Consider the following 24,847-nt stretch of genomic DNA (forward strand, 5'->3'; position numbering starts at 1 on the left):
TTCAAAGCGTTGCAGCGTCCTTTGCGCGTCTGAAAAGACGCGCGGCGCTGCAGAGCCGGGCGGGATCGTCTCAGACGACCCCTTCCTCGACCGGCTCTGTCTTCGCTGGTTCTACAGTGGCCGGGCGGTTGCGGCGCCAGCCGCGCAGCACGACGTAGAAGACCGGCGTCAGGAACAGGCCGAAGAAGGTCACGCCGAGCATGCCCGAGAATACGGCGGTGCCGAGCGACTGGCGCATTTCGGCGCCGGGGCCGGTGGCGATGGCAAGCGGCAGAACACCGAAGATGAAGGCGAATGCCGTCATCAGGATCGGGCGCAGGCGAAGATGGCTGGCCTCGATGGCCGCCTCCACCGGCGACTTGCCCTCGTCTTCCGCCTGCCTGGCGAACTCGACGATCAAAATGGCGTTCTTGGCCGCAAGGCCAATCAAGACGATCAGGCCGATCTGCGTCAGGACATTGTTGTCCATTCCCCTCAGCGAGACACCGATCAATGCCGCGAGCACCGCCAGCGGGACGATGAGAATGATCGCCAGGGGCAGAACCCAGCTTTCATATTGTGCCGCCAGCGCCAGGAAGACGAAGACGACGGACAGGGCGAAGATATAGATGGCGGTGTTGCCGGTGTGGGTCTCCTGATAGGCAAGTTCCGTCCATTCGAAGGTGGTCCCCTGCGGCAGGATCTTGGCTGCCAGCGCTTCCATCTTGGCGATGGCATCGCCCGTCGACGTGCCTGGCGTCGGATTGCCCTGAAGCGGCACCGAGACATACATGTTGTAGCGCTGGACAAGCGCCGGGCCGCTGGCATCCTGGATGTCCATCAAGGTTCCAAGCGGAACCAGCGCCCCGGTCGCCGACCGGACCTTCAGGGCGAGGATGTCTTCCCGGTCCATGCGGTATTGCCGGTCGGCCTGGGCGCGAACTTGGTAGACGCGGCCGAACGCATTGAAGTCGTTGACATAGGCGACGCCGAGATTGATGGAAAGGGCGTTGAAGATATTGGGAATCGGCACATTCAGGAAACGCGCCTTGTCGCGGTCGATCGCCAGGAAATATTGCGGGCTTGCATCGGAGAATGTCGTAAAGACGCCGGTCAGCCCCTCGGTCGTTGCCGCCGCACCCATCATCTGCCGAGCGAGGCCGAGCACGCGCGTCATGTCGGCGTTTTCGAGATCGGAAATCTGCATCTTGAAGCCGCCGGAATTGCCGACGCCACGCACGGATGGCGGGGGGATGGCAATGATGAAGGCTTCCTGGATGCTTTGCAGCTTGCCGTAAAGCTCGCCGATGATCTTGTTGGCGTTCTCCCCGCCTTCTTCACGTTCGGCGAAGGACTTGAACGGGACGAAGACGACGCCGGCATTCGAGGCATTGGTGAATGTCGCTCCGCTGAAGCCGGCAAATTGCACGGCATTGCCGACGCCGGGCACGGTGCGGGCGATATCGCCCACCTGTTTGACGACGGCATCGGTACGGGCGAGCGAGGCGCCGTCCGGTAGCTGTATGACGATGATGGCGTAACCCTGGTCCATGGTCGGGATAAAGCCCGCGGGAACTTTCGTGCCCATATACCAGGTTGCTCCCAGCAGGCAGACGAAGGTGACCATCGCGGCTGTCAACCCTACCCAACTGCTGACCAGATGCCGAACGGTCCACGAATAGCCGGAACTCAGCCGATCGAATCCATGATTGAAGCCGTCTGCAAGCCCTCTTCCCAGACGGGATGCGACATTCGTGCGCTTGGTTTCGTGGTCATGGGTTTTCAGCAATATGCCTGCGAGCGCGGGCGACAGTGTGAGCGAATTCAATGCGGAAATTGCAGTGGTGACGGAGATCGTGACCGCGAACTGCCGGTAGAACTGGCCAGAGATACCTGGAATGAAGGCTGTCGGCACGAACACGGCGATTAGCACCAGCGAGATGGCGACGACGGCGGTTCCGACTTCGTCCATCGTGACATGGGACGCCTGCTTCGGCGTCATGCCGCGTGCCAGATTGCGCTCGACGTTTTCCACCACCACGATCGCGTCGTCGACGACGATACCGATCGCCAGCACGAGACCGAACAGGGTGAGCATGTTGAGCGAGAAGCCGAAGGCGAGCAGGACGGCGAAGGTGCCGATCAGCGATACCGGGATGGCAATGATTGGAATGATCGCGGTTCGCCAGGATTGCAGGAAGACAAGAACGACGATTGCTACGAGGATGGCCGCTTCGGCGATGGTTCTATAGACCTCGGTGATCGAATCCGAGATGAATTCAGTCGTGTCGTAGACGATACGATATTCCAGACCCGGCGGGAAATTCTGGGATATGTCCTTCATCAGCGTCTGGACTTGATGGGCCGTGTCCAGGGCGTTGGTTCCCGGCCGGGCGAAGATGCCGAGAGCAACTGCGGGATCGTTGTTGAGATAACTGTTGGTGACGTAATCCTGTGCGCCGAGTTCTATCCGGGCGACATCCTGCAACTGCACGAGCCGGCCCGAAGTCGTCGATTTCACAATGACATATCGGAACTCGCGCACGTCGGAGAAGCGGCCGTCCGTTCGCACCGTATATTCGAATGCATTCTTGCCGGTGACGGGTGGGGCACCGATCTTGCCGCCTGATACCTGAACGTTCTGGTCTCTCAATGCGGAGACGACGTCATCTGACGTCATCCCGTAGGCGGAGAGCTTTTCCGGATCCAGCCAGATTCGCATCGAATACTGGCGTTCGCCAAAGATCTGCACGTCGCCGACGCCGTCTAGGCGCACGAGAACGTCGCGGATGCGGTTGCGGGCGTAGTTCGAGACGTAAAGCTGATCATAGCGGTGCGACGGCGAAAGCAGATGCACCACCATCATCAGATCCGGCGAGCTTTTGTCGGTGGTCACGCCAAGTCGCTGGACTTCTTCGGGAAGACGGGGAAGGGCGATGGAAACGCGGTTCTGGACGAGCACCTGGACCTTGTCGAGATCGGTGCCGAGCTTGAAGGTGATCGTCAGCGACATGGCGCCGTCGGCGCTGGAGTAAGAAGACATATAAAGCATGTCTTCGACGCCGTTGATCTGTTGTTCGAGCGGCGTCGAAACGGTATCGGCGATCGTCTGTGGGTCGGCACCCGGGTAAGAGGTGCGCACGACGATGGTCGGCGGCGCTATCTCCGGATACTGCGATACCGGCAATTGCGTATAGGCAATGCCGCCGACGACGAGAAGAAGGATCGAGATCACGGCCGCAAAGATCGGCCGGTCCACGAAAAAATGAGCAAATCTCATTGTCCGCTCTCCGCGCCGGCGGTTTCGGGCGCAGTGTCCTGCCGCTCCTGCGGCAGTTCGGTCATCTGAGGCGTGATCTTTGCACCTGGCCGGGCGCGCATCAGGCCGTTGACGATTATCGTCTCGGTGCCATCAAGGCCCTCGCGTATGACCCGGTAGCCGTAGAGACGCGGTCCGGGCCTTACGGGCTTGGTCGAAACCGTGCCGTCTTCGGCGACGACATAAACAACGCGCTCATTCTGGTCCGAGCCGATCGCCTCGTCGGGGACAAGAATGGCCTGGTAGGTGTTGGAAGCTTCGACTTGTATGCGACCGAAGAGGCCGGGCTGAAGGACGAGATCGGGGTTGGGGAAGCGGGCACGCAGACGAATGGTGCCGCTCTCATTGTCGACCCGATTCTCGGCGAAATCGAGCTTTCCCTTGAATGGTTTGGCATTGGGATCGGAGATCGTGACGGATACATCCAGTCCGCCACCGCCCTGCTGGAGATCCTTGCCCAGCTTGCGCGCCGTGTCGGCGAAATTCAGCAGGCGGCGCTCATCGACGTCGAAATAGAAATCGATAGGGTCGAGAGAAACGATCGTCGTGAGAATGGTCTGGTCGGTTTGCACGAGGTTGCCGGCGGAGATCAGCCGGCGGTCGATACGGCCGCTGAGCGGCGCTTTGATTTCGGTATATTCCATGTCGAGAGATGCGCGATCGGCGGCAGCCTGGGCGCCGCGGACATTGGCCTGGGCCGAATCGAATTCGCGGCGACGATCGTCCAGCGTCTGCGCCGATTGGCTGCCGCTCGAAGCAAGCGATTGCGCGCGCTTATACTGCGCATCGGCAAAGACCAGGGCGGATTGCGAGGCTTCGAGTGCTGCCTTTGCCTGATTGAGCGCGGTTACGAACGGCCGCTGGTCGATGACGAAGAGCAGATCGCCCTGCTTGACCAGGGCGCCGTCCTGGAAATGGATTTCCTGCAGGTAACCACCGACGCGCGAACGGACGGAGACTTCGTCGACGGGCTCGAAACGGCCGATGAACTCGTCGCTGTCGACGACATCGCGCACGACAGGCTTGGCGACGGTGACGGGCGGGGGCGGCGGGGCGCTCTGGGCCAGCGCGGGGAGAGGCATGAATGCGGCAATACAGCCAAGCACCACCATCTGTCGAAGCGCGTAAGTCATACCGGTCCTCCAATCTCGACGGCCGATTCACTGCCGCCAACCTCAAGATGAAGTGATGCTGTTCATGTCTTGCTGCTTTGAACGAGGGTCTCTGCCCCCGTGATTCCCCCGGCATTCAATCCCCTGGAAAAGGAAGGCCGGCACGCAATGCACATCGGAAAAATCGTAACCCTATGGAATTGGACTATAAACGGCAGCGGCGAAAAATTGCAAATGCCAATTGGTAACGATTCCGGAATCCATCAAAACGTCACAGAGGGCATCAGCTCTCGACGATCTCGTCTCTGCCGGGGTGGCAGGGCGGCGAGTTCGGCCCCAGTCGAGCTCCTGTTCCAGCATGTGAAAGACATCATCGTCGATCTCGTCGGCGCGAGAGAAAGGGAGGAGCCGCAGATATGCTTGACCCAGTCTGCGGCATTTTCGCCGCTGCCGTTGAATCTGCCGTTCATGCCCTTGTACAAGGCGCATGCTCAATATATCTACCGATATTATAAGTATGCTTATAAATAACGGTTACAGGTTTTCATGAACGCCACTCCGACCCTCGGTTTCCTTCTCCACGATGTCGCACGGCTGCTGCGCAAGCGGTTCGAGCAACGCGCGAAGTGCCTTGGGCTGACCCGGTCGCAATGGCAGACGCTTGCCTATCTCTCGAATAACGAAGGCATTCACCAAGGCGGCCTTGCCGAAATCCTCGAAGTCGAGCCGATCACGCTGGTGCGCATTCTCGACAAGCTCGCCGAACGCGGGCTGATCGAGCGCCGCCAGCATCCGACCGACCGGCGCATCTGGCTGCTCTACATGCGCGACGAGGCGCACCCGCTGCTCGCCGAAATGCGCGAGCTCGGTGACACCACCCGCGCAGAAGCGTTGCAAAGCGTTTCGGCCGAGCAGCGCGAGCAGCTTTTCCACATCCTATCCGTAATGAAGACGAACCTGGTTCAGGCATGCCGGAGCCCGGTTGACGAGAATGAGACGAACGATGGCTGATCAATCTCCCCTCCGCGTCGTTGCCGACGCCAATGCCAAGATCACGACTCCTGTCGAAGAAAACCAAGCGAAACAGCAGGAAACGGTAGCCGAAGCGCCTTCATCCAATTCAGCGCCGGCTGCCGCCGTGGCTGCGCCTGGCGGCAACAAGGTCCGCCGCCGGCGCAGTCTCACGCGGCCGATCCTGTTTGCATTGCTGCCGGTGGCGCTCGTCGTCGGCGGTTACTATTACGTCAATGGTGGTCAGGTGATGTCGACGGACAACGCCTATATCCAGGCCGATATGGTCGGGCTTACCACCGATGTCTCGGGCATCGTCGACCAGATCAACGTGCATGAGAACGAGGCGGTCAAGGCGGGGCAGGTGCTCTTCCGCCTGCGGTCGGATTCTTTCAAGATCGCGCTCGATGGCGCAAAGGCGCAGCTCGGCGCGCAGCGCAACCAGATCATGAATCTCAAGGCCAGCTATCAGCAATCGCTTGCCGAGATCACGCAGGCGCAAGCCGATCTGCCCTATTATCAGGATCAGTTCGACCGGCAGCAAAACCTCGTCAACAACGGCAGCGCGACGCAGTCGGCCTATGACGAAGCCAAGCACAATCTGGAAGCCGCACAGCAGAAGGTTGCCGTCGCCAAGGCGGAAGCCGCAACGACGCTCGCCCAACTCGGCGGCAATGCCGACCAGCCGGTCGAGGAAAACCCGCTCTACCTGCAGGCCAAGTCGCAGGTCGACAATGCCCAGCGCGAACTCGACCACAGCGTCGTCAAGGCGCCGTTCGACGGCATCGTGACCAACGTCAACGCGCTGCAGGTCGGCTCCTACCTGGAAGCCTCGCAGCAGGCCTTCTCGCTCGTCGGCACCAACCATCTCTGGATCGCCGCCAGCCCGAAGGAAACCGAACTCACTTACGTCAAGCCCGGCCAGACGGCCGATATCTCCGTCGACACCTATCCGGGTGTGGTCTGGAAGGGCAAGGTCGAGAGCATCAGCCCGGCCTCCGGCTCCAGCTTCTCGCTGCTGCCGGCGCAGAACACCACGGGCAACTGGGTGAAGGTCGTCCAGCGCATTCCGATGCGCGTCAGCATCGAGGACACGGACGGCAAGCCGCCGCTTCGCGTCGGCATGAGCACGGTCGTCGATGTCGAGACCGGCCACGTCCGCGGCCTGCCCGATTTCGTCAACGCACTTCTGGGCCGGCCTCAGGGCAAGGGTGATGAGTAACGCTCCCGCTTCCCCGGCAGCCCCGATTGCCAATCGGGGTGCGATCACCGCCTGCGTCATCCTCGCTGTCATCATGCAGGCGCTCGATACGACGATTGCCAACGTGGCGCTGCCCTATATCCAGGGCAGCGTGTCGGCCTCGGCCGACCAGATCAACTGGGTCCTGACCTCCTATATCGTCGCGGCGGCGATCATGACGCCACCTTCCGGCTTCCTTGCCGCCAAGTTCGGCCGCAAGCGCGTGCTGCTCGTCGCCATTGTCGGTTTCGTGGTCGCTTCCGTCCCCTGCGGCCTTGCGCAATCGCTGAACCAGATCGTCGCCTTCCGCCTGCTGCAGGGCTTGTTCGGCGCATCGCTGGTGCCGCTTTCCCAGGGCATCCTCCTCGACATCTATACCGTCGAGGAGCGCGGCTCGGCCATGGCCCTTTTCGGCGTCTCGGTCATGGTTGGGCCGGTGCTTGGGCCTGTCATCGGCGGCTGGCTGACCGACAATATCAGCTGGCGCTGGGTGTTTTATATCAACGTGCCGATCGGCGCGCTCGCCTTCATGGGCATCGTCGTCTTCGTCACCGAGACCAAGCGGGATCTGCTTGCCAAGCTGGACTGGTTCGGCTTTGGGATGATGAGCCTCGGCATCGCCGCGCTGCAGCTCTTTCTCGACCGCGGCGAGCAGCTCGACTGGTTCTCTTCGGGCGAGATCGTCATCGAGGCGCTGATCTGCGCTGCCGCCTTCTATCTGCTGGTCGTGCATACGCTGACGGCGGAGAAATCCTTCGTAAACCCGAAGCTGTTTCTCGACCAGAATTTTTCGATCAGCATGATCTTCATCTTCGTGATCGGCATCACCTATCTCGCTTCGCTGGCGCTGATGACGCCCTATCTGCAAACGCTGATGGGCTATCCCGTGATCACCGCCGGCATCGTGATGGGGCCGCGCGGGCTTGGCACCATGCTCTGCATGTTCATCGTCGGACGGCTGATCGGCAAGGTCGATACGCGCTTGCTGCTGGTGCTCGGTCTCGGTCTTACCGCCTGGGCGATGTACGACATGACCGGCTGGACGCCCGATGTCTCACAATGGACGATCGTCTCCGTCGGTTTCATCCAGGGCGCCGGCCTCGGCTTCCTGTTCGTGCCGCTGACGACGATCGCCTTTGCCACGCTGCCCGCCCATATGCGCGGCGACGGCACCGGCCTCTATAACCTGTCGCGAAACATCGGCTCGTCGGTCGGCATCTCGATCGTCTCGGCGCTGATCGTCGAAAACACACAGAGCAATCATGAATCAATCGCAGCCTATGTGACGCCGTTCAACCACGCCTTCAACGCGGCGGCGGCGCAGGGGCTCAGCCCGCTGACGGCGGCCGGACGCGCGTCACTCAACGAGATCATCACGCTGCAATCGACGATCATCGCCTATATGGACGATTTCAAGCTGCTGATGCTGATGTCGCTTGCGGTCATTCCGCTGGTGCTCCTGCTGCGCAAACCCAAGGCAGCGCCTGCCATCGACCACAGCGCGGTGATGGAGTGAACTCCAGGCGTTGCCGCAATTCCGGGGAAAACCGCGTCGCACTTTTCGGCATCATGTTCTAGCGGAACGGCTTGCTGAGATATCGCGATCCCTGAATGCCGAAGCGCCATGGTGCTTCGGCATTTTTGGTGATGCCGATGCGTTTTCCCGAGACGATCGGCACGGGCGCGGACGGCGCGATCACATAGGGCGGGCGATCGAGCAGCCTGTCATTGATCGTTATATCGATGCCGAGCGCCTGGCAGAGCTTGCCGGGACCGCTGCAGAGCGACGTCAGCATATCGGTGCCGCGCCGCGCCATCATCACAGGGATTCCCGTTTCCGGCTCCAGGGCGCGAATGAGGGCAGCCGAGCCCGGATGGCAGACGAAATTCAGGCACCAGTACATGCCGTAGATGCGGTAGATATAGACGTTGCCCGGCTTGCCGTACATGGCGCCGTTGCGCTTGGTCGGGCCGCGGAAGCTGTGCGAGGCCTCGTCATCGGGGAAATAGGCTTCGGTCTCGGTGATGCGTCCGCCGACGCCATCCACGGTCAGATGGCAGCCTAGCAGGTCGCGAGAGACGGTGATCGCATCGCGCTCGAAAAATTTTCTGAGGCTTTCGCCGGCAAGTGCGCCGACGCCGATCGCGCCATTCGTCGTTGCATCCGTCATGATGAACGCCGATAGCATTCCCCTTGCCGATCTGCCAAGCCGCGTCTAACGGCCGGCATTCGGATCGCGCATCGGGATCGACGATGAGGTGACCGAGATGGGGTCGCTCGCGGGGAAAGAATCTTCCAGACCCTCCTCCAGCTCTTCTTCGAGCAAAGCGGGATCCTTGCCGCGGGCGCTGTCGCCATGGGCAGGTTCGATCGCCGCTGCGAGCAGGGCCTTGGCCCGCAAGACGGCGTTTTCCGGCGTCAGTTCAGGCGTGCTGCGCAGCGTCACTGCAACGCTGTCTTCGCCTTCGCCGCCGAATTCGACAACGAAGCCGTCCTCCGTTTGGTAGACGGTGATATCGTTGAGTGCCATGGCCGTTCTCCGAGGGCGCTCATATTAGCAAAGCGCATTTTAGTGAAGCGCGTTTTCAGAATTTTGTCGAGCGAAGACCTTCACCAGCCAGTCGATGAAGACGCGTACGCGCGGCGAAAGCTGGCGGTTACGGGGATAGAGCAGGGACACCGGTGTTTGCATCGGCGGAAAATCCGGCAGCACTTGGACCAGCGTGCCTTCGGCCAGATCCTTTTCAGCGTGATAGCGCGGGATCTGGATCATGCCGAGGCCCAGCTTGGCCGCTGAAATATAGCTTTCGGCGGCATTGACGGCGACGGTCGCCGGAATGCCGATGTTGGCTACTGCGCCGTCGACGATAAATTCGAGCGGCAGCAGACTGCCGGTGCCGCTGGAGCGGAAGCCGACCATGCGATGGCCGGCAAGCCGGTTCGGATGCTGCGGCTGGCCGTGACGGGCGATATAGGCGGGGGAGGCGAGTGTCACCTCAACAAGCATGGCGACGCGCCGGGCGATCATGTCGCTGTCCTGAGGCGTGCCGACGCGCAGCACGCAGTCAATGCCCTCGCGCACCAGGTCGACCAGCCGGTCGCCCTCGCTCATGTAGAATTCGATCTCAGGATAGGTCTCCAGGAAGGACGGCAGGCTCGGCAGCACGAAATGGCGGGCCAGCGTGCCATGCACGTCGACGCGCAGCATGCCCTTCGGTTTGGCGCCGGCAAAGGCGCCTTCGGCTTCCTCGATATCGGCGAGGATCGACAGGCAGCGCTGGTAATAGGCTTCGCCGTCGAGCGTCGGGCTGACATGGCGCGTCGTACGCTCGAGCAGGCGCACGCCGAGACGGGCTTCGAGCTGTTTCACCGCATCGGTGACGGTCGAGCGCGGCAGGCCGGTATCTTCGGCCGCAAGAGTAAAGCTGCGGCGTTCCACGACGCGGGAAAAGACCCGCATGGCATCGAATCTGTCCATCTTGTTTGTTCGTCATTCCCGGATAGTGATGCCGGATAATGCCTGATTATCCGCCCAGAGAAAAGCGGCATCTTCTCCTCATCGAAAACGCGCTGCGGCGCATCCCTGAAGGAGAACGAAAATGGCCAGCAACGAAAACAAGGTCGCACTGGTGACTGGCGCTTCCCGCGGCATCGGCGCAGCAGTCGCAGAGCGCCTCGCCAGAGACGGCTTTACCGTTGTCATCAATTATTCCGGCAACGCCGCTCCGGCCGAGGAATTGGCTGAGAAGATCGAGCAGGCGGGCGGCAAGGCACTGACGGCGAAGGCCGATGTCGGCGATGTCGAAGCCGTCCGCCGCATGTTCGATGCTGCGGAAACCGCCTTCGGCGGCGTCGATGTGCTCGTCAACAATGCCGGGATCATGATGCTGTCTTCACTTGCCGAGGCCGACGACGTTAATTTCGACCGCCAGATCAGCGTCAACCTGAAGGGCACCTTCAATACGCTCAGGGAAGCCGCCAAGCGTCTGCGCGACGGTGGCCGGGTCATCAATTTCTCGACATCCGTCGTCGGCCTGAAGCTCGAAACCTATGGCGTCTACGCCGCTACCAAGGCTGCCGTGGAAACACTGACGGCGATCATGGCCAAGGAGATGCGCGGCCGTAACATTACCGTCAACGCCATCGCGCCCGGTCCCGTTGCAACTGACCTCTTCCTCAACGGCAAGTCGGACGAACTCGTTGCCCGGATGGCGAAGATGAACCCGCTGGAGCGTCTCGGCACGCCCGACGACATCGCCGCTGCGGTCGCCTTCCTCGCCGGCCCTGATGGCGGCTGGATCAACGGCCAGACGCTGCGCGCCAATGGCGGCGTGATCTGACGAAAGACCGACGACGGTCTTCCGGCCGTCGCCCGCCCAAGCTTCCACTTCAGCCAACCCCAATCGAACCTAGAAGGAATACGATCATGAGCAAGCAAGTCATCGTCATAACAGGCGCTTCCAGCGGTTTCGGCGCTCTTACCGCCCGCGCGCTGGCCAGGGCCGGTCACACCGTCTATGCCGGCATGCGTGCCACGGAAGGCCGCAACGCTGCCGCCGTCGCCGACGCTGCTCAATTCGCCAAGGACAATAATGTCGATCTGCGCAGCGTCGAACTCGATGTCGCCTCCGACGCTTCGGTTGTATCAGGCATCGCCAGGATTATCGCCGATGCTGGTCGCCTCGATGTCATCCTCCACAATGCCGGCCATATGTCCTTCGGCCCGGCAGAAGCCTTCACGCCGCAACAGTTCGCCGAGCTCTTCGACGTCAACGTGCTCTCCACCCAGCGTGTGAACCGCGCTGCACTTCCCTATCTTCGCAGGCAGGGCAGGGGCTTGGTGGTCTGGGTATCGTCGTCGAGCAGCCGTGGCGGCACGCCTCCCTATCTCTCGCCCTATTTCGCCGCCAAGGCGGCGATGGATTCACTTGCCGTCTCCTATGCCAGCGAGCTTACCCGCTGGGGCATCGAGACCTCGATCATCGTGCCTGGCGCCTTCACCAAGGGCACCAACCATTTCGCCCATTCCGGCTCGCCGGATGATACTGCCCGCGCCGCCGAATATAATGAAGGACCCTACAAGGGTGTGCCGGAGCAGGCGCTGCAGGGCCTGGCAGCGCTTGAACCGGCCGACGCCGATGCCGGCGCGGTAGCCGCCGCCATCGTCGATGTCGTCGGCAAGCCCTTCGGTACGAGGCCGTTCCGCGTCCATATCGATCCGTCCGAGGACGGCGCGGAGATCGTCAACGGCGTTGCCGACCGTGTCCGGGCGGAATTGTTCCGCCGCATCGGCCTCGAGGACCTGCTGAAGCCGGCTGTCAGGAATTGAAACCTGGACCGCCGCCCCGCGCGGAAACATGGGAGCCAGGCCCTCATCGCAATTATGTGAACGCGATTGCGGAATTTTTTCTTACAATCCTGCGGGGAGTGCGTATATCTGTTTTATCGCGAGAGAGTGGAATTCCCTGCCGCTCTCTTCCGAACCTCCAGAGCCTGCCGCGCCCTTGCTACCGTGCGACAGGCTTGATGTTCAAAGTTGTACATTGCGGCCCGTCGAAGGTTCCCCTGCCTTCCGGGCCGTATTTGTTTTGGCGCTCAGACGTCGTTCAGTCTCGCCTCGACCAGAAGCTTCACCAGCCAGTCGACGAAGACGCGGACCTTGTTGCTGAGGTGGCGGTTCGGCGGATAAACGACATAGAGCGGCAGCGGATCGCGACGCCAATCCGGCAGCACGCGGACGAGCTCGCCCCTTGCCATCGGCTCGCGCGCCATGAAGATCGGCACCTGCGCGATGCCGAGACCCGTCAGCGCAGCCGTCAGATAGGTGCGGCTATCGTTGACCGAGGCGATGTAACGCGGACTGGTCTCGATCACCTCGTTGTGCCGGCGAAATTCGAAGGGCAGCGTCCGGTTGTTCTGGGCGCGGAAATAGTTGACGGAGTAATGATCCGCCTCCAGATCTTCCGGCCGCTCGGGCATGCCGAATTTCTGGATGTAGCTCGGCGAAGCACAGGTGATCATCTCGACTTCGGAGACGCGCCGCGCAATCAGCGACTGGTCGGCCGGCGTGCCGGCCCGCAGCGCACAATCGACATTTTCTGCAAGATAATCGACCGTGCGGTCGCCGACACCGAGGTCGATACGGATATCGGGATAACGCTGATAAAAATCGCATAGTGCGGGGACGACGATCCAATCGGCAAAAGCGCCGGCCATCTCGACGCGGAGCCGCCCGCTCGGCAGGCTCTGTGAATTGGAAAGGCTGCCGTCGAGTTCCTCCAGTTCCGAAATAATCTGGGCGGCGCGTTCGTAATAAAGCGCGCCGTCCGTGGTCACCATCACCCGGCGCGTGGTACGATTCAAAAGCTTGGTGCGCAGATGCGCCTCCAGGCCTTGGATGAGATTGGTTACCGTCGCCTTGGGCATGGCGAGCATGTCGGCGGCGCGGGTGAAATTGCCCGTCTCCACGACGCGAATGAAGACGCGCATTGCCGAGAGCTGATCCATCGGTTTCAAATCCGCAGTTTGCGTTGCACCATTGTTCGAGATCTGGAACAGTGTTATCGCGATATAGCTTCTTATTCCTTGGTTGGAATAACAATATCTTTTTTGTACAAAATGCAAGCGGCAGGCGTTGTCTGCTTGTGGCCGACGCAAAAGAGACCGGAAGCATGACGGTGGAATGGAAAGATATGATGCTGGACAAGGTGGCCATCGGCCCCGTTTCCGCACGCATCTACCAGGGCGCCGATTACGGCAAGGGTCCGCCGATTGTGCTTTACCTGCACGGCGGCGCGTTTCTGGATAGCGACAAGAACGTCGACCGGCCGGTGGCGATGAGTCTCGCCAAGGCTGGCGCCATCGTCGTCGCTGCTGACTACAGCAGCCTGTCCGGCAACCTATTCCCGCAAGCGCTGGAAGTCTCCTTTTCCGTTTTCACCTATCTCGCCAACAAACGCGCCGGTCTCGGCGACCGGAAATCGTTGCTCTTCGTCGCTGGCGAAGAAGCAGGCGGCAATGTCGCCGCCGGTGTGGCGCTGAAGGCGCGCGACCAGATGCCGGACGCGCTCGACGGCCAGATCCTGATTTCGCCGCTGCTCGATCCCTTCATGGGCACGTCCTCGATCCGCAAGGCCGAAGCCATCGGCATGCGCCAACGCTGGACGGAGGGCTGGAGCCACTATCTGAGCGGCGGCGGTTGCCACCCTTATGCGGCGCCTTGCCTCTGTTCTCGTATTTCGGGCGTCGCGCCGGCGTTGATATTCACTGCCGAGGACGATCCTCTGCACGACGAGACAATTGGTTACGGTGCCCGCCTGAAACAGGCCGGCGTCGGTGTGCGCCAGCATGTCCTTCCCGCCGGGACGGGCTGGCCCTCGATTTATGGTGGGAAATCCGACGGAGCGCCCGACTGGCAGGAAAACGTCAGCCGCCATTTCGGAAGCTTCCTTCGGGACGTAAGCGTTCAACCGCAATTGCATTGAAGAAGACCTGATATTTCGGCGGCCTTGAGCCGTAAGGAGAGTACCGATGACGTCCAGAAAGAAGCGCTGGGCCCTGGTGGGCGCCGGCATAGGCCTTGTTGCGTCCGTGTCCGGCGCCGCATTGTTTTTCGAATTGCCGATGAGCACGACCGCCACGGCCGCTTCCGCCCCTGCACAGGCTCCCGCTGTGCCGGTGACGGTGGCCGTCGTTGCGGCGCATGATGTGACGGCCTGGGAGAATTTCTCCGGCCGTCTGGAAGCCGTCGATCGTGTGCAGGTGCGTTCCCGTGTGGCCGGCGCCATCCTGTCGGTGGCTTTCCGTGAAGGGGCGCTGGTGAAGCAGGGCGACCTGCTCTTCACCATCGACCCGGCCCCCTACCAGGCGAGCGTGGCGCAGGCGCAAGGCCAGGTCGCTTCGGCCGAAGCCAAAGTTAGCCTGGCGCAGACTGAACTCGACCGCGGCCGCAGGCTTTCCGACAACCGCACCATCTCCCAGAGTGATCTCGATCAGCGTCAGAGTTCGCTGGCCGAGGCTCAGGCGGGGCTGCGTTCGGCGCAGGCCGCACTGCAGTCGGCCCAGCTCGATCTCGATTATACGCAGGTGCGGGCTCCGGTTTCCGGCCGCATCGGCAAGATCGAGGTGACCGCCGGTAACCTCGTCGCGGCCGGTTCGACCTCGCCGGCGCTGACGACGCTCGTTTCCGTCGATCCGATCTATGCGAGCTTCAATGCCAGCGAAGAGATGGTGACGCGCGCGCTTGCCCAGCTTCCGCAGACGGATAGCGCCCTGCCTGCCGTCGAGCAGATCCCGGTCGAGGTCGGTACGCTGACCGACAGCGGCACGCCGATCAAGGGCAAGCTGCAGCTGATCGACAACGAGGTCGATGCATCAAGCGGTACGATCGGCGTACGCGCCGTCTTCGATAATCCGGGTGGACGTCTCATCCCCGGCCAGTTCGTGCGGGTGCGCATGGGTCAGCCGAAGGCCGAGAACAAGATCGTCATCAGCGACCGTGCCGTCGGCACGGACCAGGACAAGAAGTTCGTCTTCGTCGTCGATGGTGAGAACAAGGTCGCCTATCGGCAGGTCCAGCTCGGCACGCTGGCCGACGGCCAGCGGGTTGTCGAAAGCGGCCTGAACGTCGGCGAAAAGATCGTCGTCAACGGTCTGCAGCGCATCCGTCCAGGTGCAGTCGTCGCACCTCAGATGGAAGAGAAGGTCGCGACCGCGCAGTAAAGACTTTGCCTTCCCCTCCGGGGGAAGGCCAATACCCGAAATGATATGACCCGCCGGCGACTCCCAAACCGCCGGAGAGGGACGTTGCATCCATGTTCACCCCGGAGAGGGCTTTGATATGAACATCTCCAGATTCTTTGTCGACCGCCCGGTCTTTGCCGGTGTTCTTTCGGTCCTCATCCTGGTTGCCGGCTTGATCGGCCTGCGCGCGCTGCCGATTTCCGAATATCCGGAGGTCGTGCCGCCGTCGATCGTCGTGCGCGCCACCTATCCCGGCGCCAACCCGTCCGTCATCGCCGAAACGGTGGCGACGCCGCTCGAAGAGCAGATCAACGGGGTCGAGGGCATGCTCTACATGGCCAGCCAGGCGACGTCGGACGGCGTGCTCAACGTCACCGTCACCTTCAAGCTCGGCACCGACCCGGACAAGGCGCAGCAGCTCGTGCAGAACCGCGTTTCGCAGGCCGAACCGCGCCTGCCGGCGGAAGTCCGCGCGCTCGGCATTACGACAGTCAAGAGCTCGCCCAACTTCATCATGGTCGTCAACCTCGTCTCTGACGGGGGCGATCACGACATCACCTATCTTCGCAACTACGCGACCCTGAACATCAAGGATCGGCTCGCCCGCATCGCAGGCGTCGGTCAGGTACAGGTCTTCGGCGCCGGCGACTATTCCATGCGTGTCTGGATCGACCCACAGAAGGCCGCTGAGCACAATCTCGCCGCCAGCGACATCAGCAGCGCGATCAGCTCCCAGAACATCCAGGCCGCCGCTGGTATCATCGGCGCATCGCCAAGCCAGCCCGGTGTGGACCTGCAGCTCAACGTCAATGCCCAGGGTCGCCTGCGCACGCCTGAGGAATTTGGCAACATCATCGTCAAGACGGGCGCCAGTGGCGAGATCACCCGCCTTCGCGATGTCGCCCGCATCGAGCTCGGTGCTGCTGACTACACCCTGCGTTCGCTGCTCGACGGCAAGCCGGCCGTCGCCGTTGCTGTTCTGCAGGCGCCGGGTTCGAACGCGATCGAAATCGCGGACAATGTGAACGCGACCATGGATCAGTTGCAGCTCGCCATGCCTGCCGGCGTCAAGTACGAGATCGTCTACGATACGACGAAATTCGTGCGCGCCTCGATCGAGAAGGTCATCGACACGCTGCTCGAAGCCATTGCGCTCGTCGTCCTCGTCGTCATCCTGTTCCTGCAGACGTGGCGCGCCTCGATCATCCCGCTGATCGCGGTTCCGGTATCGATTATCGGCACCTTCGCGGTCATGTATGTCTTCGGCTTCTCGATCAACGCGCTCAGTCTGTTCGGCCTGGTGCTTGCGATCGGTATCGTCGTCGACGACGCGATCGTCGTGGTCGAAAACGTCGAGCGCAATATCGAACAGGGCTTGTCGCCGCGGGCCGCCACCTACAAGGCGATGAAGGAAGTCTCCGGTCCGATCGTCGCGATCGCGCTGGTGCTCGTCGCGGTCTTCGTGCCGCTCGCTTTCATCTCCGGCCTGTCAGGTCAGTTTTATCGCCAGTTCGCGCTGACGATCGCAATCTCGACCGTCATCTCGGCCTTCAACTCGCTCACCCTGTCTCCGGCGCTGGCAGCCCTTCTCCTGAAGGGCCATGATCAGCCGAAGGACTGGCTGACGCGGTTCATGGACGCCATCTTCGGTTGGTTCTTCCGCGGCTTCAACCGTGTTTTCGGCGCGGGCTCGAATGCCTACGGCAAGGGTGTAGGTGGGCTCTTGTCGCGCAAGAGCATCGTCATGGTGATCTATCTGGCACTGGTCGGTGCGACCTACAGCCTGTTCAGCACGGTTCCGGGCGGCTTCGTGCCGTCGCAGGACAAGCAGTATCTGATCGGCTTCGCCCAGTTGCCGGATGCCGCAAGCCTTGACCGTACGGAGGACGTCATCAAGCGCATGACCGACATCGCGCTGGCGCAGCCGGGCGTTGCCAATGCGATCGCCTTCCCAGGCCTGTCGATCAACGGCTTCACCAACTCCTCGAATGCCGGCATCGTCTTTGTGACGTTGAAGGACTTTGAGGAGCGCAAGACGCCTGATCTCTCGGGTGGTGCAATCGCCATGGCGCTGAACCAGAAGTTCGGCGTCATCCAGGATGCCTTCATCGCCATGTTCCCGCCGCCGCCGGTCAATGGTCTCGGCACGACAGGCGGCTTCAAGCTGCAGATCGAGGATCGTGCGGGCCTCGGCAACCAGGCACTCGACGAGGCGACCAAGGCAGTGCTTGCAAAGGCCTATCAGACGCCTGAACTCGCCGGGCTGTTCTCCAGCTTCCAGATCAACGTGCCGCAGCTCTACGCCGATCTCGACCGTGCCAAGGCCGAGCAGCTCGGAGTTTCCGTCACCGACGTCTTCCAGACGCTGCAGATCTATCTCGGCTCGCTCTATGTGAACGACTTCAACGCTTTCGGCCGCACCTACAGTGTCCGTGTGCAGGCCGATGCGAAATTCCGCGCCCAGCCGGAAGATATCGGCCAGTTGAAGGTTCGTTCGGCATCGGGTGAGATGATCCCGCTTTCGGCCCTTCTGAAGGTGGAGCCGAGCACCGGTCCTGAGCGTGCAAACCGCTACAACGGCTTCCTCGCTGCCGACATCAACGGCGGCCCGGCACCGGGCTTCTCGTCCGGCCAGGCGCAGGCGGCAATCGAGAAGATCCTTCACGAAACGCTGCCTGCGGGCATCGACTTCGAATGGACGGATCTGACCTACCAGCAGATCCTTGCTGGTAACTCCAGTATCGTCGTCTTCCCGCTGGCTCTGCTGCTCGTCTTCCTGGTGCTGGCTGCCCAGTATGAGAGCCTGACGCTGCCGCTTGCGATCATCATGATCGTGCCGATGGGTGTTCTGGCTGCCTTGACCGGCGTCTGGCTCACCGGTGGAGACAATAACATCTTCACTCAGATCGGTCTGGTGGTGCTTGTCGGCCTATCGGCGAAGAACGCGATCCTTATCGTGGAATTCGCCCGCGAACTGGAGTTCGAGGGAAGGACACCGCGGGAGGCCGCGATCGAGGCCAGCCGCCTTCGCCTTCGCCCGATCCTCATGACCTCGCTCGCCTTCATCATGGGCGTCGTGCCGCTCGTCGTCTCCACTGGCGCCGGCGCGGAAATGCGCGCGGCCATGGGTGTCGCGGTCTTCTCAGGCATGATCGGCGTGACCTTCTTCGGCATCTTCATGACGCCTGTCTTCTACGTGCTGCTGCGGCGGTTGACGGGCAACCGTCCGCTCGTCCAGCACAAGCCGGACGAACACAAGGAAGAAGAGGCGGAGGTCATCCGGCTCGCGGCGGAATAAACGGAATTCAACCTTCCTTTGTCGGGTAAATCGGGCGGGAACTTCGGTTCTCGCCCGTATCGTTTTCAGAGCATGATGCCGAAAAGTGTGCGCGGTTTTCGGACGACATCATCCGCATCTAAGGACACACCACAAAAATGGGTTACGTCCGTCAAAACGGTTTGCAACGGTGGGCGAGGGGACTATCAAAGACGGACAACAGTTGGGAGGACTGAATGACAGGTTCGAGAAAAGGTGATGAGAGCAGGCGGATCGCCCTTCTCGGCACCGGCCTGATGGGGGCGCCGATGGCTCGCCGGCTGCTTGGCGCGGGCTTTGCCGTCACCGTCTGGAATCGCGATCCCGGCAAGGCCGAGGCGCTTGCGGGAGACGGCGCGGTTCGCGCGAAAACACCGGCGGATGCCGTTTCAGGCGCCGATGTCGTCATCACCATGCTGACTAACGCCGAGGCGGTGAAGGACGTGTTGTTCGACCGTGGCGCGGCCGATGCGATGACGCCTGGTGCTACCGTCATCGACATGAGTTCGATTGCCCCGCATTTCGCCCGTGACCATTCGGCGAGGCTTGCCGAGCGCGGCGTCGATCACGTCGATGCGCCGGTATCCGGCGGCGTCGTCGGGGCGGAAGCCGGTACGCTCGCGATCATGGCGGGTGGCGACGAGGACGTGATCGACCGGCTTGCGGATATCTTTGCGCCGATGGGGCGGGTGACCCGCGTCGGTCCGAGCGGTGCGGGCCAGCTTGCCAAGCTCGCCAACCAGCAGATCGTCGCGGTGACGATCGGCGCCGTCGCCGAAGCGATGATGCTGATCGAAGCGGGCGGCGGCTCGCCGGCGGCCTTCCGGGACGCCATTCGCGGCGGCTTTGCCGAGAGCCGCATCCTCGAACTGCACGGCAAGCGCATGGTCGAGCGGCAGTTTACCCCAGGCGGTTCGTCCAGCAACCAGCTGAAGGATCTGAATGCCGCCATGGAGACGGCCAAGACCCTGTCGCTGACGCTGCCGCTGACGGCGGCGGTGCATGCCGAATTCAGCGAATTCGTCGCCAATGGCAATGGCGAAAAGGATCACAGCGGCCTGCTCCTCCATCTCGAGGAGAAGAATGCCCGGCCGGGAGGAAAGCAGTGACGGACAGCCATTCGCCGAAGCGGCGCCTGCGTTCGCAGGACTGGTTTGACAATCCCGATCATATCGACATGGCAGCGCTCTATCTCGAGCGCTTCATGAATTACGGCATCACGCCGGAAGAGCTGCGCTCCGGCAAGCCGATCATCGGGATTGCCCAGAGCGGCAGCGATCTCACGCCTTGCAACAGAGTGCATGTTGAGCTTGCCAAGCGGGTGCGCGACGGCATCCGCGACGCCGGCGGCATTCCGATCGAGTTTCCGACGCATCCGATCTTCGAGAATTGCAAGCGCCCGACGGCGGCACTCGACCGCAATCTCGCCTATCTCGGCCTCGTCGAAATCCTCTACGGCTATCCGCTCGACGGTGTCGTGCTGACCACCGGCTGCGACAAGACCACGCCTTCAGCGATCATGGCTGCTTCGACGGTCGATATTCCGGCGATCGTGCTCTCCGGAGGGCCGATGCTCGACGGTTGGCACGAGGGGGAGCTGGCGGGCTCCGGGACGGTGATCTGGCGGATGCGGCGGAAATATGCGGCAGGCGAGATCGATCGGGAAGAGTTTCTTCAAGCGGCGCTCGACTCGGCTCCCTCTGTCGGCCACTGCAATACGATGGGCACCGCTTCGACGATGAATGCGCTGGCCGAGGCGCTCGGCCTTTCGCTGACCGGCTGCGGCGCCATTCCGGCCGCTTACCGCGAGCGCGGCCAGATGGCCTACCGCACCGGGCGGCGTGCCGTCGAGATCGTGTTCGAGGATCTGAAGCCGTCGGATATCCTGACGCGCGAGGCTTTCTTAAACGCCATCCGCACCAATTCGGCGATCGGCGGCTCGACCAACGCGCAGCCGCATCTGGCTGCGATGGCGAAGCACGCCGGCGTCGAACTCCATCCCGACGACTGGCAGGTGCATGGTTTCGATATCCCGCTGCTGGCCAACGTCCAGCCGGCGGGCGCCTATCTCGGCGAGCGCTTCCATCGCGCCGGCGGCACGCCGGCGATCATGTGGGAACTGCTGCAGGCCGGCAAGCTCGACGGCAACTGTCGCACGGTGACGGGCAGGACGATGACAGAGAACCTACAGGGTAAGGAAGCACGCGACCGCGAGGTCATCAAGCCATTCGCCGAGCCGCTGAAGGAGCGGGCGGGCTTCCTCGTTCTCAAAGGCAATCTCTTCGATTTCGCGATCATGAAGATGAGTGTGGTCTCGGAGGATTTTCGCCGGCGCTATCTTGAGGAACCCGGGCACGAGGGCGTCTTCAAGGGCAAAGCGGTGGTTTTCGACGGTTCCGAGGACTATCACAAGCGCATCAACGATCCCCAACTCGGCATCGACGAAAATACCATCCTCGTCATCCGAGGCGCCGGGCCGATCGGCTGGCCTGGTTCGGCTGAGGTCGTCAACATGCAGCCGCCGGATCATCTCCTGAAGCGCGGCATCCGCAGCCTGCCGACGATCGGCGATGGCCGCCAATCGGGCACGGCAGACAGTCCCTCGATCCTCAACGCCTCGCCGGAAAGTGCCGCCGGCGGCGGCCTCGCCTGGCTTCGTACCGGCGATGTGATCTGCATCGACTTCAACCACGGGCGCTGCGACATGCTGGTCGATGACGCCGAGATCGAACGGCGTAAAGGCGACGGCATCCCGCCGGTGCCGGCGGATGCGACGCCGTGGCAGCAGATCTACCGCCGCTCGGTTACGCAGCTGTCGGATGGTGCGGTGCTGGAGGGAGCGGCGGAATTCCGCCAGATCGCGAAAAATCCGCCGCGGCACAACCACTGATCTTGAAGCTGCCGTCGACTGCAAGCCCTTTGATCCAAAAAGGGAAAGTCGTAACGAACAGTTCACCTAGTCATTAGTTCGGTGGTCAAGACAAGGCTTCATTAATGGCGGCCTGAGACCATATTGCCGTTATGTAAGCTTCTAAGGCTGGGACCGCGTTGCCAGAGAACAAAGCCACACGATCCGAACGAGAGTTTCAGGATCTTCTGCGTCGGCTCGAACTCGCTCTCGATGCATCCCAGATTGGTGTCTGGGAGCACAGCATCGAGCAGGACGGGATCTTGTGGGATGCACAGATGCATCGCCTTTACGAGACTGGCGAGACCTGCCGGCTGGTGGCGGCATCGCTCTGGTCGAATGCCATCCATCCCGATGATCGCGAGCGGGCCGAACGCGACTTCGAGCAGGCGATCGCGACGCGCGGCGCCTATAACTCACAATTCCGAATCGTGCTGCCGAGCGGCGAAATCCGTCATTTGCGTTCGCGAGCGCATTTCTATGTCGATGCGGGGGGGCTGCCCTCCTTCATCGGCGCCGAATGGGATGTGACGGCCGACGTACTGCTCAACGGGGAGCTGGCGCGGCAGAAGGTGGTGGCCGAGGCGCGGGCGCTGGCGCTCGAGGAAAGCAATGCGCGCATCGAGCATGTCGCCGATCACGACTATCTCACCGGCCTGCCGAACCGGCGCCTTCTCGACAAGCGGCTGGCGGAACTGCCTGCCGACAAGAGCATCACGACGCTCGCGGTCCTGCATCTCGACCTCGACCAGTTCAAACAGATCAACGACAGCCACGGTCATGCGGCAGGCGACGTCGTTCTCAGGGCCGCAGCCCTTCGCATCACCGCTGCCATTCCTGTAAATGGTATGGTTGCCCGCGTTGGCGGCGATGAGTTTGTCATCGTGCTGGTCAATTTCACCGATCTCACTGAGCTGAAGCTGATCACCGAGGATCTCCAGCGCCGGCTGCGGAAGAAGATCCGCTTCGGCCAAGAGATGCTGCAATCCGGCGCCTCGATCGGCGTTTCCTGGAGCGGCGATCGGCGGGCTCGCAACTTGCTTGCCGAATCCGACCTGGCGCTCTACCAGGCCAAGAAGCTCGGGCGGAATCGCGTCGAATTCTTCACGCGGCAACTGCAGGAGGATCTGCGCTCCAAGCGTCGTCTCGCCGAAGAGCTGAAGCTTGGGCTGGAGCGCGGCGAGATCGTTCCCTATTATCAGGTGCAGCTCGACGCCCGGACGCGGGAAGTCATCGGCTTCGAGGCGCTGGCGCGCTGGAAACATCCCGAGAAAGGCGTGCTCGCCCCGGGGGTATTCCTGAAGATCGCCGATGAGCACGGACTTGCGGCGGAGATCGACGCGGCGATCCTGAAAAACGTTCTCGAAGACCGGCTGTTCTGGCTGTTGCGCGGCCTTGCGGTACCGCGCATCGCCGTCAATATCTCGGCGTCGCGTCTTGCTGATCCGGCGCTGCTCGACAAGCTGAGGAAACTCGATATCCCGCCCGGCGTGATCGTCTTCGAACTGGTGGAGACGATTTTCCTCGACGACAGCGACGAAAAACTGCTCGATCATATCGGCGATATCAAACAGATGGGCATCGATATCGAGATCGACGACTTCGGATCGGGCCATGCCTCGCTCATCGGTCTCGTCAAGCTGCGGCCGAAGCGGCTGAAGATCGACCGGCAGCTCGTCACCGAAGTTGTCAGCTCTGCCGAGCAGCGGCGGGTGGTGGGTTCGATCGTGGAAATCGCCAAGGCACTCGATGTCGAGGTGATCGCCGAGGGCATCGAGACCGAGGCGCATGCCGTCGTGCTGGCGCAACTCGGTTGCGACGGCCTGCAGGGTTACGCGTTCGGCTATCCCGCACCGGCGGCCGAGACAGGACGTCTTTTCTCATCGATAACGAGCGGGATTGAAAAGCAGAGGACCGCGATGAGCAGCTGAACCGGCTGATTCGTCAGCGGGTGGCCGTCGTCGTGCCTGGTTGCAACAACGTCCTTGCCGGGTCGCGGAGGTGTTTTCTGCCGAAATGCTCTCCTCGCCGTTCAAATCGCGCAGGCGCTATTTTTTCGGCGCGTCATTTTATTCGCATCGGCAGGAAGATAATTGGCGCGCAAGTAATTTTCTTGAGCTTGCAACGGCATTGTTTCATGGTAATGCGGAAACGAAGATTTCTGCATTGCATCGAAAAATGATTATACGCGTCATCAAGTCCATGAACGCGGCTCTCCATCATTCGCAGGTGCAATCGGGGAGCTGGGACCTGACAATTGCTTTGCCGTTGCCGGGATGGACTTGCGGGACATTCAATCTGGGAAGGTCGCATGAATTCGGAATTTGCCGTTCGTTCGATGCGGCCCGGCGAACTGGAACTCGTGCTCGAATGGGCGCGTCAGGAGGGCTGGAACCCCGGCCTCGACGATTCGCTTGCGTTCCTCGAGGCCGATCCATCAGGATTTTTCGTCGGCTCTATCGGTGAAGTCCCCGTCGGCTCGATCTCGGTCGTCAAATATGGCGAGAGTTTTGCCTTCCTGGGCCTCTACATCGTCCATCCCGATTTCCGCGGCAAGGGTTACGGCAAGGCGATCTGGGCGGCAGGCATCGCCAGTGCGGGAGACCGCACGATCGGTCTTGACGGCGTCGCCGCACAGCAGGACAACTATCGCAAGGCCGGCTTCGAACCCGCCTATTCCACCATTCGCTACGGCGGCGTCGCCAACTCCTTGCCTGTCTCGACGCTTGTCGCGCAACCGGTGCTGGATTCGCGTCTCGAGGGATTGCAGCGCTATGATTCGGCGATTTTTCCGCAGCCGCGGGATGCATTCCTCACCTCCTGGTGCACTGGCCGCAAGGGTCGCCGTTCGGCGGTGGTGCGCAAGAGCGGCAAGATCCGCGGTTACGGCACGATCCGCCGCTGCTACGAGGGCTACAAGATCGGCCCGCTCTTTGCCAACGATGCCGATAGCGCTGCAGCGCTGCTTGCCGAATTGATCCCCGAGGCGAAGGGGGCCGCGGTCTTCATCGATATTCCCACGGCGAACCACGAGGCAGTCGCGCTTGCCGAAGGGCTCGGTCTTCAACCGGTGTTCGAGACGACACGCATGTATCGCGGGCCGGCGCCGGCGATCCCGCTGAAGCACGTCTTCGGCGTGACGACGCTGGAACTCGGTTAGGCTCTAGGCTCCAGACTCAATCATGCCCACCAAATGACGAGAGCAGCGATGTAGCAAGT

Annotated in this window: 19 protein-coding genes; 13 read left to right on the forward strand and 6 right to left on the reverse strand. The window is 61.8% G+C overall.

Features of this window, described 5'->3' with window-relative positions; all coding sequences use genetic code 11:
* Positions 1–70 precede the first annotated feature (70 nt).
* Both C3Y91_RS09125 and C3Y91_RS09130 read right to left on the reverse strand, forming a co-directional pair.
* Positions 71–3,259 (reverse strand): efflux RND transporter permease subunit, encoded by a 3,189-nt coding sequence (locus C3Y91_RS09125; RefSeq protein ID WP_018073680.1) that lies wholly within the window; start codon positions 3,257–3,259, stop codon positions 71–73.
* Entirely contained in the window at positions 3,256–4,431 is a 1,176-nt protein-coding gene (locus C3Y91_RS09130) for an efflux RND transporter periplasmic adaptor subunit (protein ID WP_018073681.1), read from the reverse strand. Before C3Y91_RS09130 ends, C3Y91_RS09125 begins: the two co-directional genes overlap by 4 nt.
* A 147-nt stretch (positions 4,432–4,578) precedes the next feature.
* Here C3Y91_RS09130 and C3Y91_RS09135 point away from each other — a divergent pair, with 147 nt between their 5' ends.
* Genes C3Y91_RS09135 through C3Y91_RS09150 form a run of 4 tightly spaced genes read left to right on the forward strand, consistent with a single transcriptional unit; the run spans position 4,579 to position 8,177 of the window.
* Entirely contained in the window at positions 4,579–4,941 is a 363-nt protein-coding gene (locus tag C3Y91_RS09135; protein WP_024319355.1) for a hypothetical protein, read from the forward strand.
* 15 nt (positions 4,942–4,956) lie between these two features.
* On the forward strand, positions 4,957–5,421 hold the full coding sequence (locus C3Y91_RS09140) for a MarR family winged helix-turn-helix transcriptional regulator (protein ID WP_018073683.1): 465 nt from the start codon (positions 4,957–4,959) through the stop codon (positions 5,419–5,421).
* Positions 5,414–6,643 (forward strand): HlyD family secretion protein, encoded by a 1,230-nt coding sequence (locus tag C3Y91_RS09145; protein WP_168575264.1) that lies wholly within the window; start codon positions 5,414–5,416, stop codon positions 6,641–6,643. Before C3Y91_RS09140 ends, C3Y91_RS09145 begins: the two co-directional genes overlap by 8 nt.
* Positions 6,636–8,177 (forward strand): DHA2 family efflux MFS transporter permease subunit, encoded by a 1,542-nt coding sequence (locus C3Y91_RS09150; RefSeq protein ID WP_168575265.1) that lies wholly within the window; start codon positions 6,636–6,638, stop codon positions 8,175–8,177. Before C3Y91_RS09145 ends, C3Y91_RS09150 begins: the two co-directional genes overlap by 8 nt.
* A 58-nt stretch (positions 8,178–8,235) precedes the next feature.
* Here the strand turns inward: C3Y91_RS09150 and C3Y91_RS09155 are convergent, their stop codons facing one another.
* The 3 genes from C3Y91_RS09155 to C3Y91_RS09165 are packed head-to-tail and all read right to left on the reverse strand — an operon-like array spanning position 8,236 to position 10,140.
* Complete coding sequence (locus tag C3Y91_RS09155) at positions 8,236–8,850, reverse strand: DNA-3-methyladenine glycosylase (RefSeq protein WP_018073686.1); 615 nt, start codon at positions 8,848–8,850, stop codon at positions 8,236–8,238.
* 27 nt (positions 8,851–8,877) lie between these two features.
* A complete protein-coding gene (locus tag C3Y91_RS09160; protein ID WP_018073687.1) occupies positions 8,878–9,192 on the reverse strand; it encodes a hypothetical protein in 315 nt (104 codons plus the stop codon).
* 39 nt (positions 9,193–9,231) lie between these two features.
* Positions 9,232–10,140 (reverse strand): LysR family transcriptional regulator, encoded by a 909-nt coding sequence (locus C3Y91_RS09165; protein ID WP_024319359.1) that lies wholly within the window; start codon positions 10,138–10,140, stop codon positions 9,232–9,234.
* A 121-nt stretch (positions 10,141–10,261) separates the two neighbouring features.
* Here C3Y91_RS09165 and C3Y91_RS09170 point away from each other — a divergent pair, with 121 nt between their 5' ends.
* Positions 10,262–11,002: an SDR family oxidoreductase gene (locus tag C3Y91_RS09170; RefSeq protein WP_018073689.1), complete on the forward strand. Its 741-nt coding sequence runs from the start codon at positions 10,262–10,264 to the stop codon at positions 11,000–11,002.
* An 86-nt stretch (positions 11,003–11,088) separates the two neighbouring features.
* On the forward strand, positions 11,089–11,991 hold the full coding sequence (locus C3Y91_RS09175) for an SDR family NAD(P)-dependent oxidoreductase (protein WP_130662105.1): 903 nt from the start codon (positions 11,089–11,091) through the stop codon (positions 11,989–11,991).
* Between the two features lie 266 nt (positions 11,992–12,257).
* On the opposite strand, the gene C3Y91_RS09180 is transcribed toward C3Y91_RS09175, so the two are convergent.
* The gene (locus C3Y91_RS09180) at positions 12,258–13,169 is read right to left on the reverse strand and encodes a LysR family transcriptional regulator (RefSeq protein ID WP_003561999.1); all 912 of its coding nucleotides are present in this window, start codon (positions 13,167–13,169) and stop codon (positions 12,258–12,260) included.
* Positions 13,170–13,333: 164 nt separating this feature from the next.
* Between C3Y91_RS09180 and C3Y91_RS09185 the strand changes: the two genes are divergently transcribed.
* The 7 genes from C3Y91_RS09185 to C3Y91_RS09215 all read left to right on the forward strand — a co-directional run bounded on the left by C3Y91_RS09185 (position 13,334) and on the right by C3Y91_RS09215 (position 24,788).
* Complete coding sequence (locus C3Y91_RS09185; RefSeq protein WP_018495559.1) at positions 13,334–14,146, forward strand: alpha/beta hydrolase fold domain-containing protein; 813 nt, start codon at positions 13,334–13,336, stop codon at positions 14,144–14,146.
* Positions 14,147–14,192: 46 nt separating this feature from the next.
* Positions 14,193–15,383, forward strand: coding sequence for an efflux RND transporter periplasmic adaptor subunit (locus tag C3Y91_RS09190; protein ID WP_018495560.1), 1,191 nt, complete (start codon positions 14,193–14,195; stop codon positions 15,381–15,383).
* Positions 15,384–15,501: 118 nt separating this feature from the next.
* Complete coding sequence (locus C3Y91_RS09195; RefSeq protein WP_024319362.1) at positions 15,502–18,702, forward strand: efflux RND transporter permease subunit; 3,201 nt, start codon at positions 15,502–15,504, stop codon at positions 18,700–18,702.
* Positions 18,703–18,917: 215 nt separating this feature from the next.
* Positions 18,918–19,829, forward strand: a complete 912-nt coding sequence (locus tag C3Y91_RS09200) for an NAD(P)-dependent oxidoreductase (RefSeq protein WP_024319363.1) — start codon at positions 18,918–18,920, stop codon at positions 19,827–19,829.
* The gene (locus tag C3Y91_RS09205) at positions 19,826–21,610 is read left to right on the forward strand and encodes an IlvD/Edd family dehydratase (RefSeq protein WP_018073695.1); all 1,785 of its coding nucleotides are present in this window, start codon (positions 19,826–19,828) and stop codon (positions 21,608–21,610) included. The genes C3Y91_RS09200 and C3Y91_RS09205 overlap by 4 nt, the downstream gene beginning before the upstream one ends.
* Positions 21,611–21,768: 158 nt before the next feature.
* Positions 21,769–23,559 (forward strand): putative bifunctional diguanylate cyclase/phosphodiesterase, encoded by a 1,791-nt coding sequence (locus C3Y91_RS09210; protein ID WP_024319364.1) that lies wholly within the window; start codon positions 21,769–21,771, stop codon positions 23,557–23,559.
* A 380-nt stretch (positions 23,560–23,939) separates the two neighbouring features.
* The gene (locus C3Y91_RS09215) at positions 23,940–24,788 is read left to right on the forward strand and encodes a GNAT family N-acetyltransferase (protein WP_024319365.1); all 849 of its coding nucleotides are present in this window, start codon (positions 23,940–23,942) and stop codon (positions 24,786–24,788) included.
* The last annotated feature ends 59 nt before the right edge of the window (positions 24,789–24,847 follow it).

The organism is Rhizobium ruizarguesonis (assembly GCF_012349115.1).
GTDB classification, from domain to species: domain Bacteria; phylum Pseudomonadota; class Alphaproteobacteria; order Rhizobiales; family Rhizobiaceae; genus Rhizobium; species Rhizobium ruizarguesonis.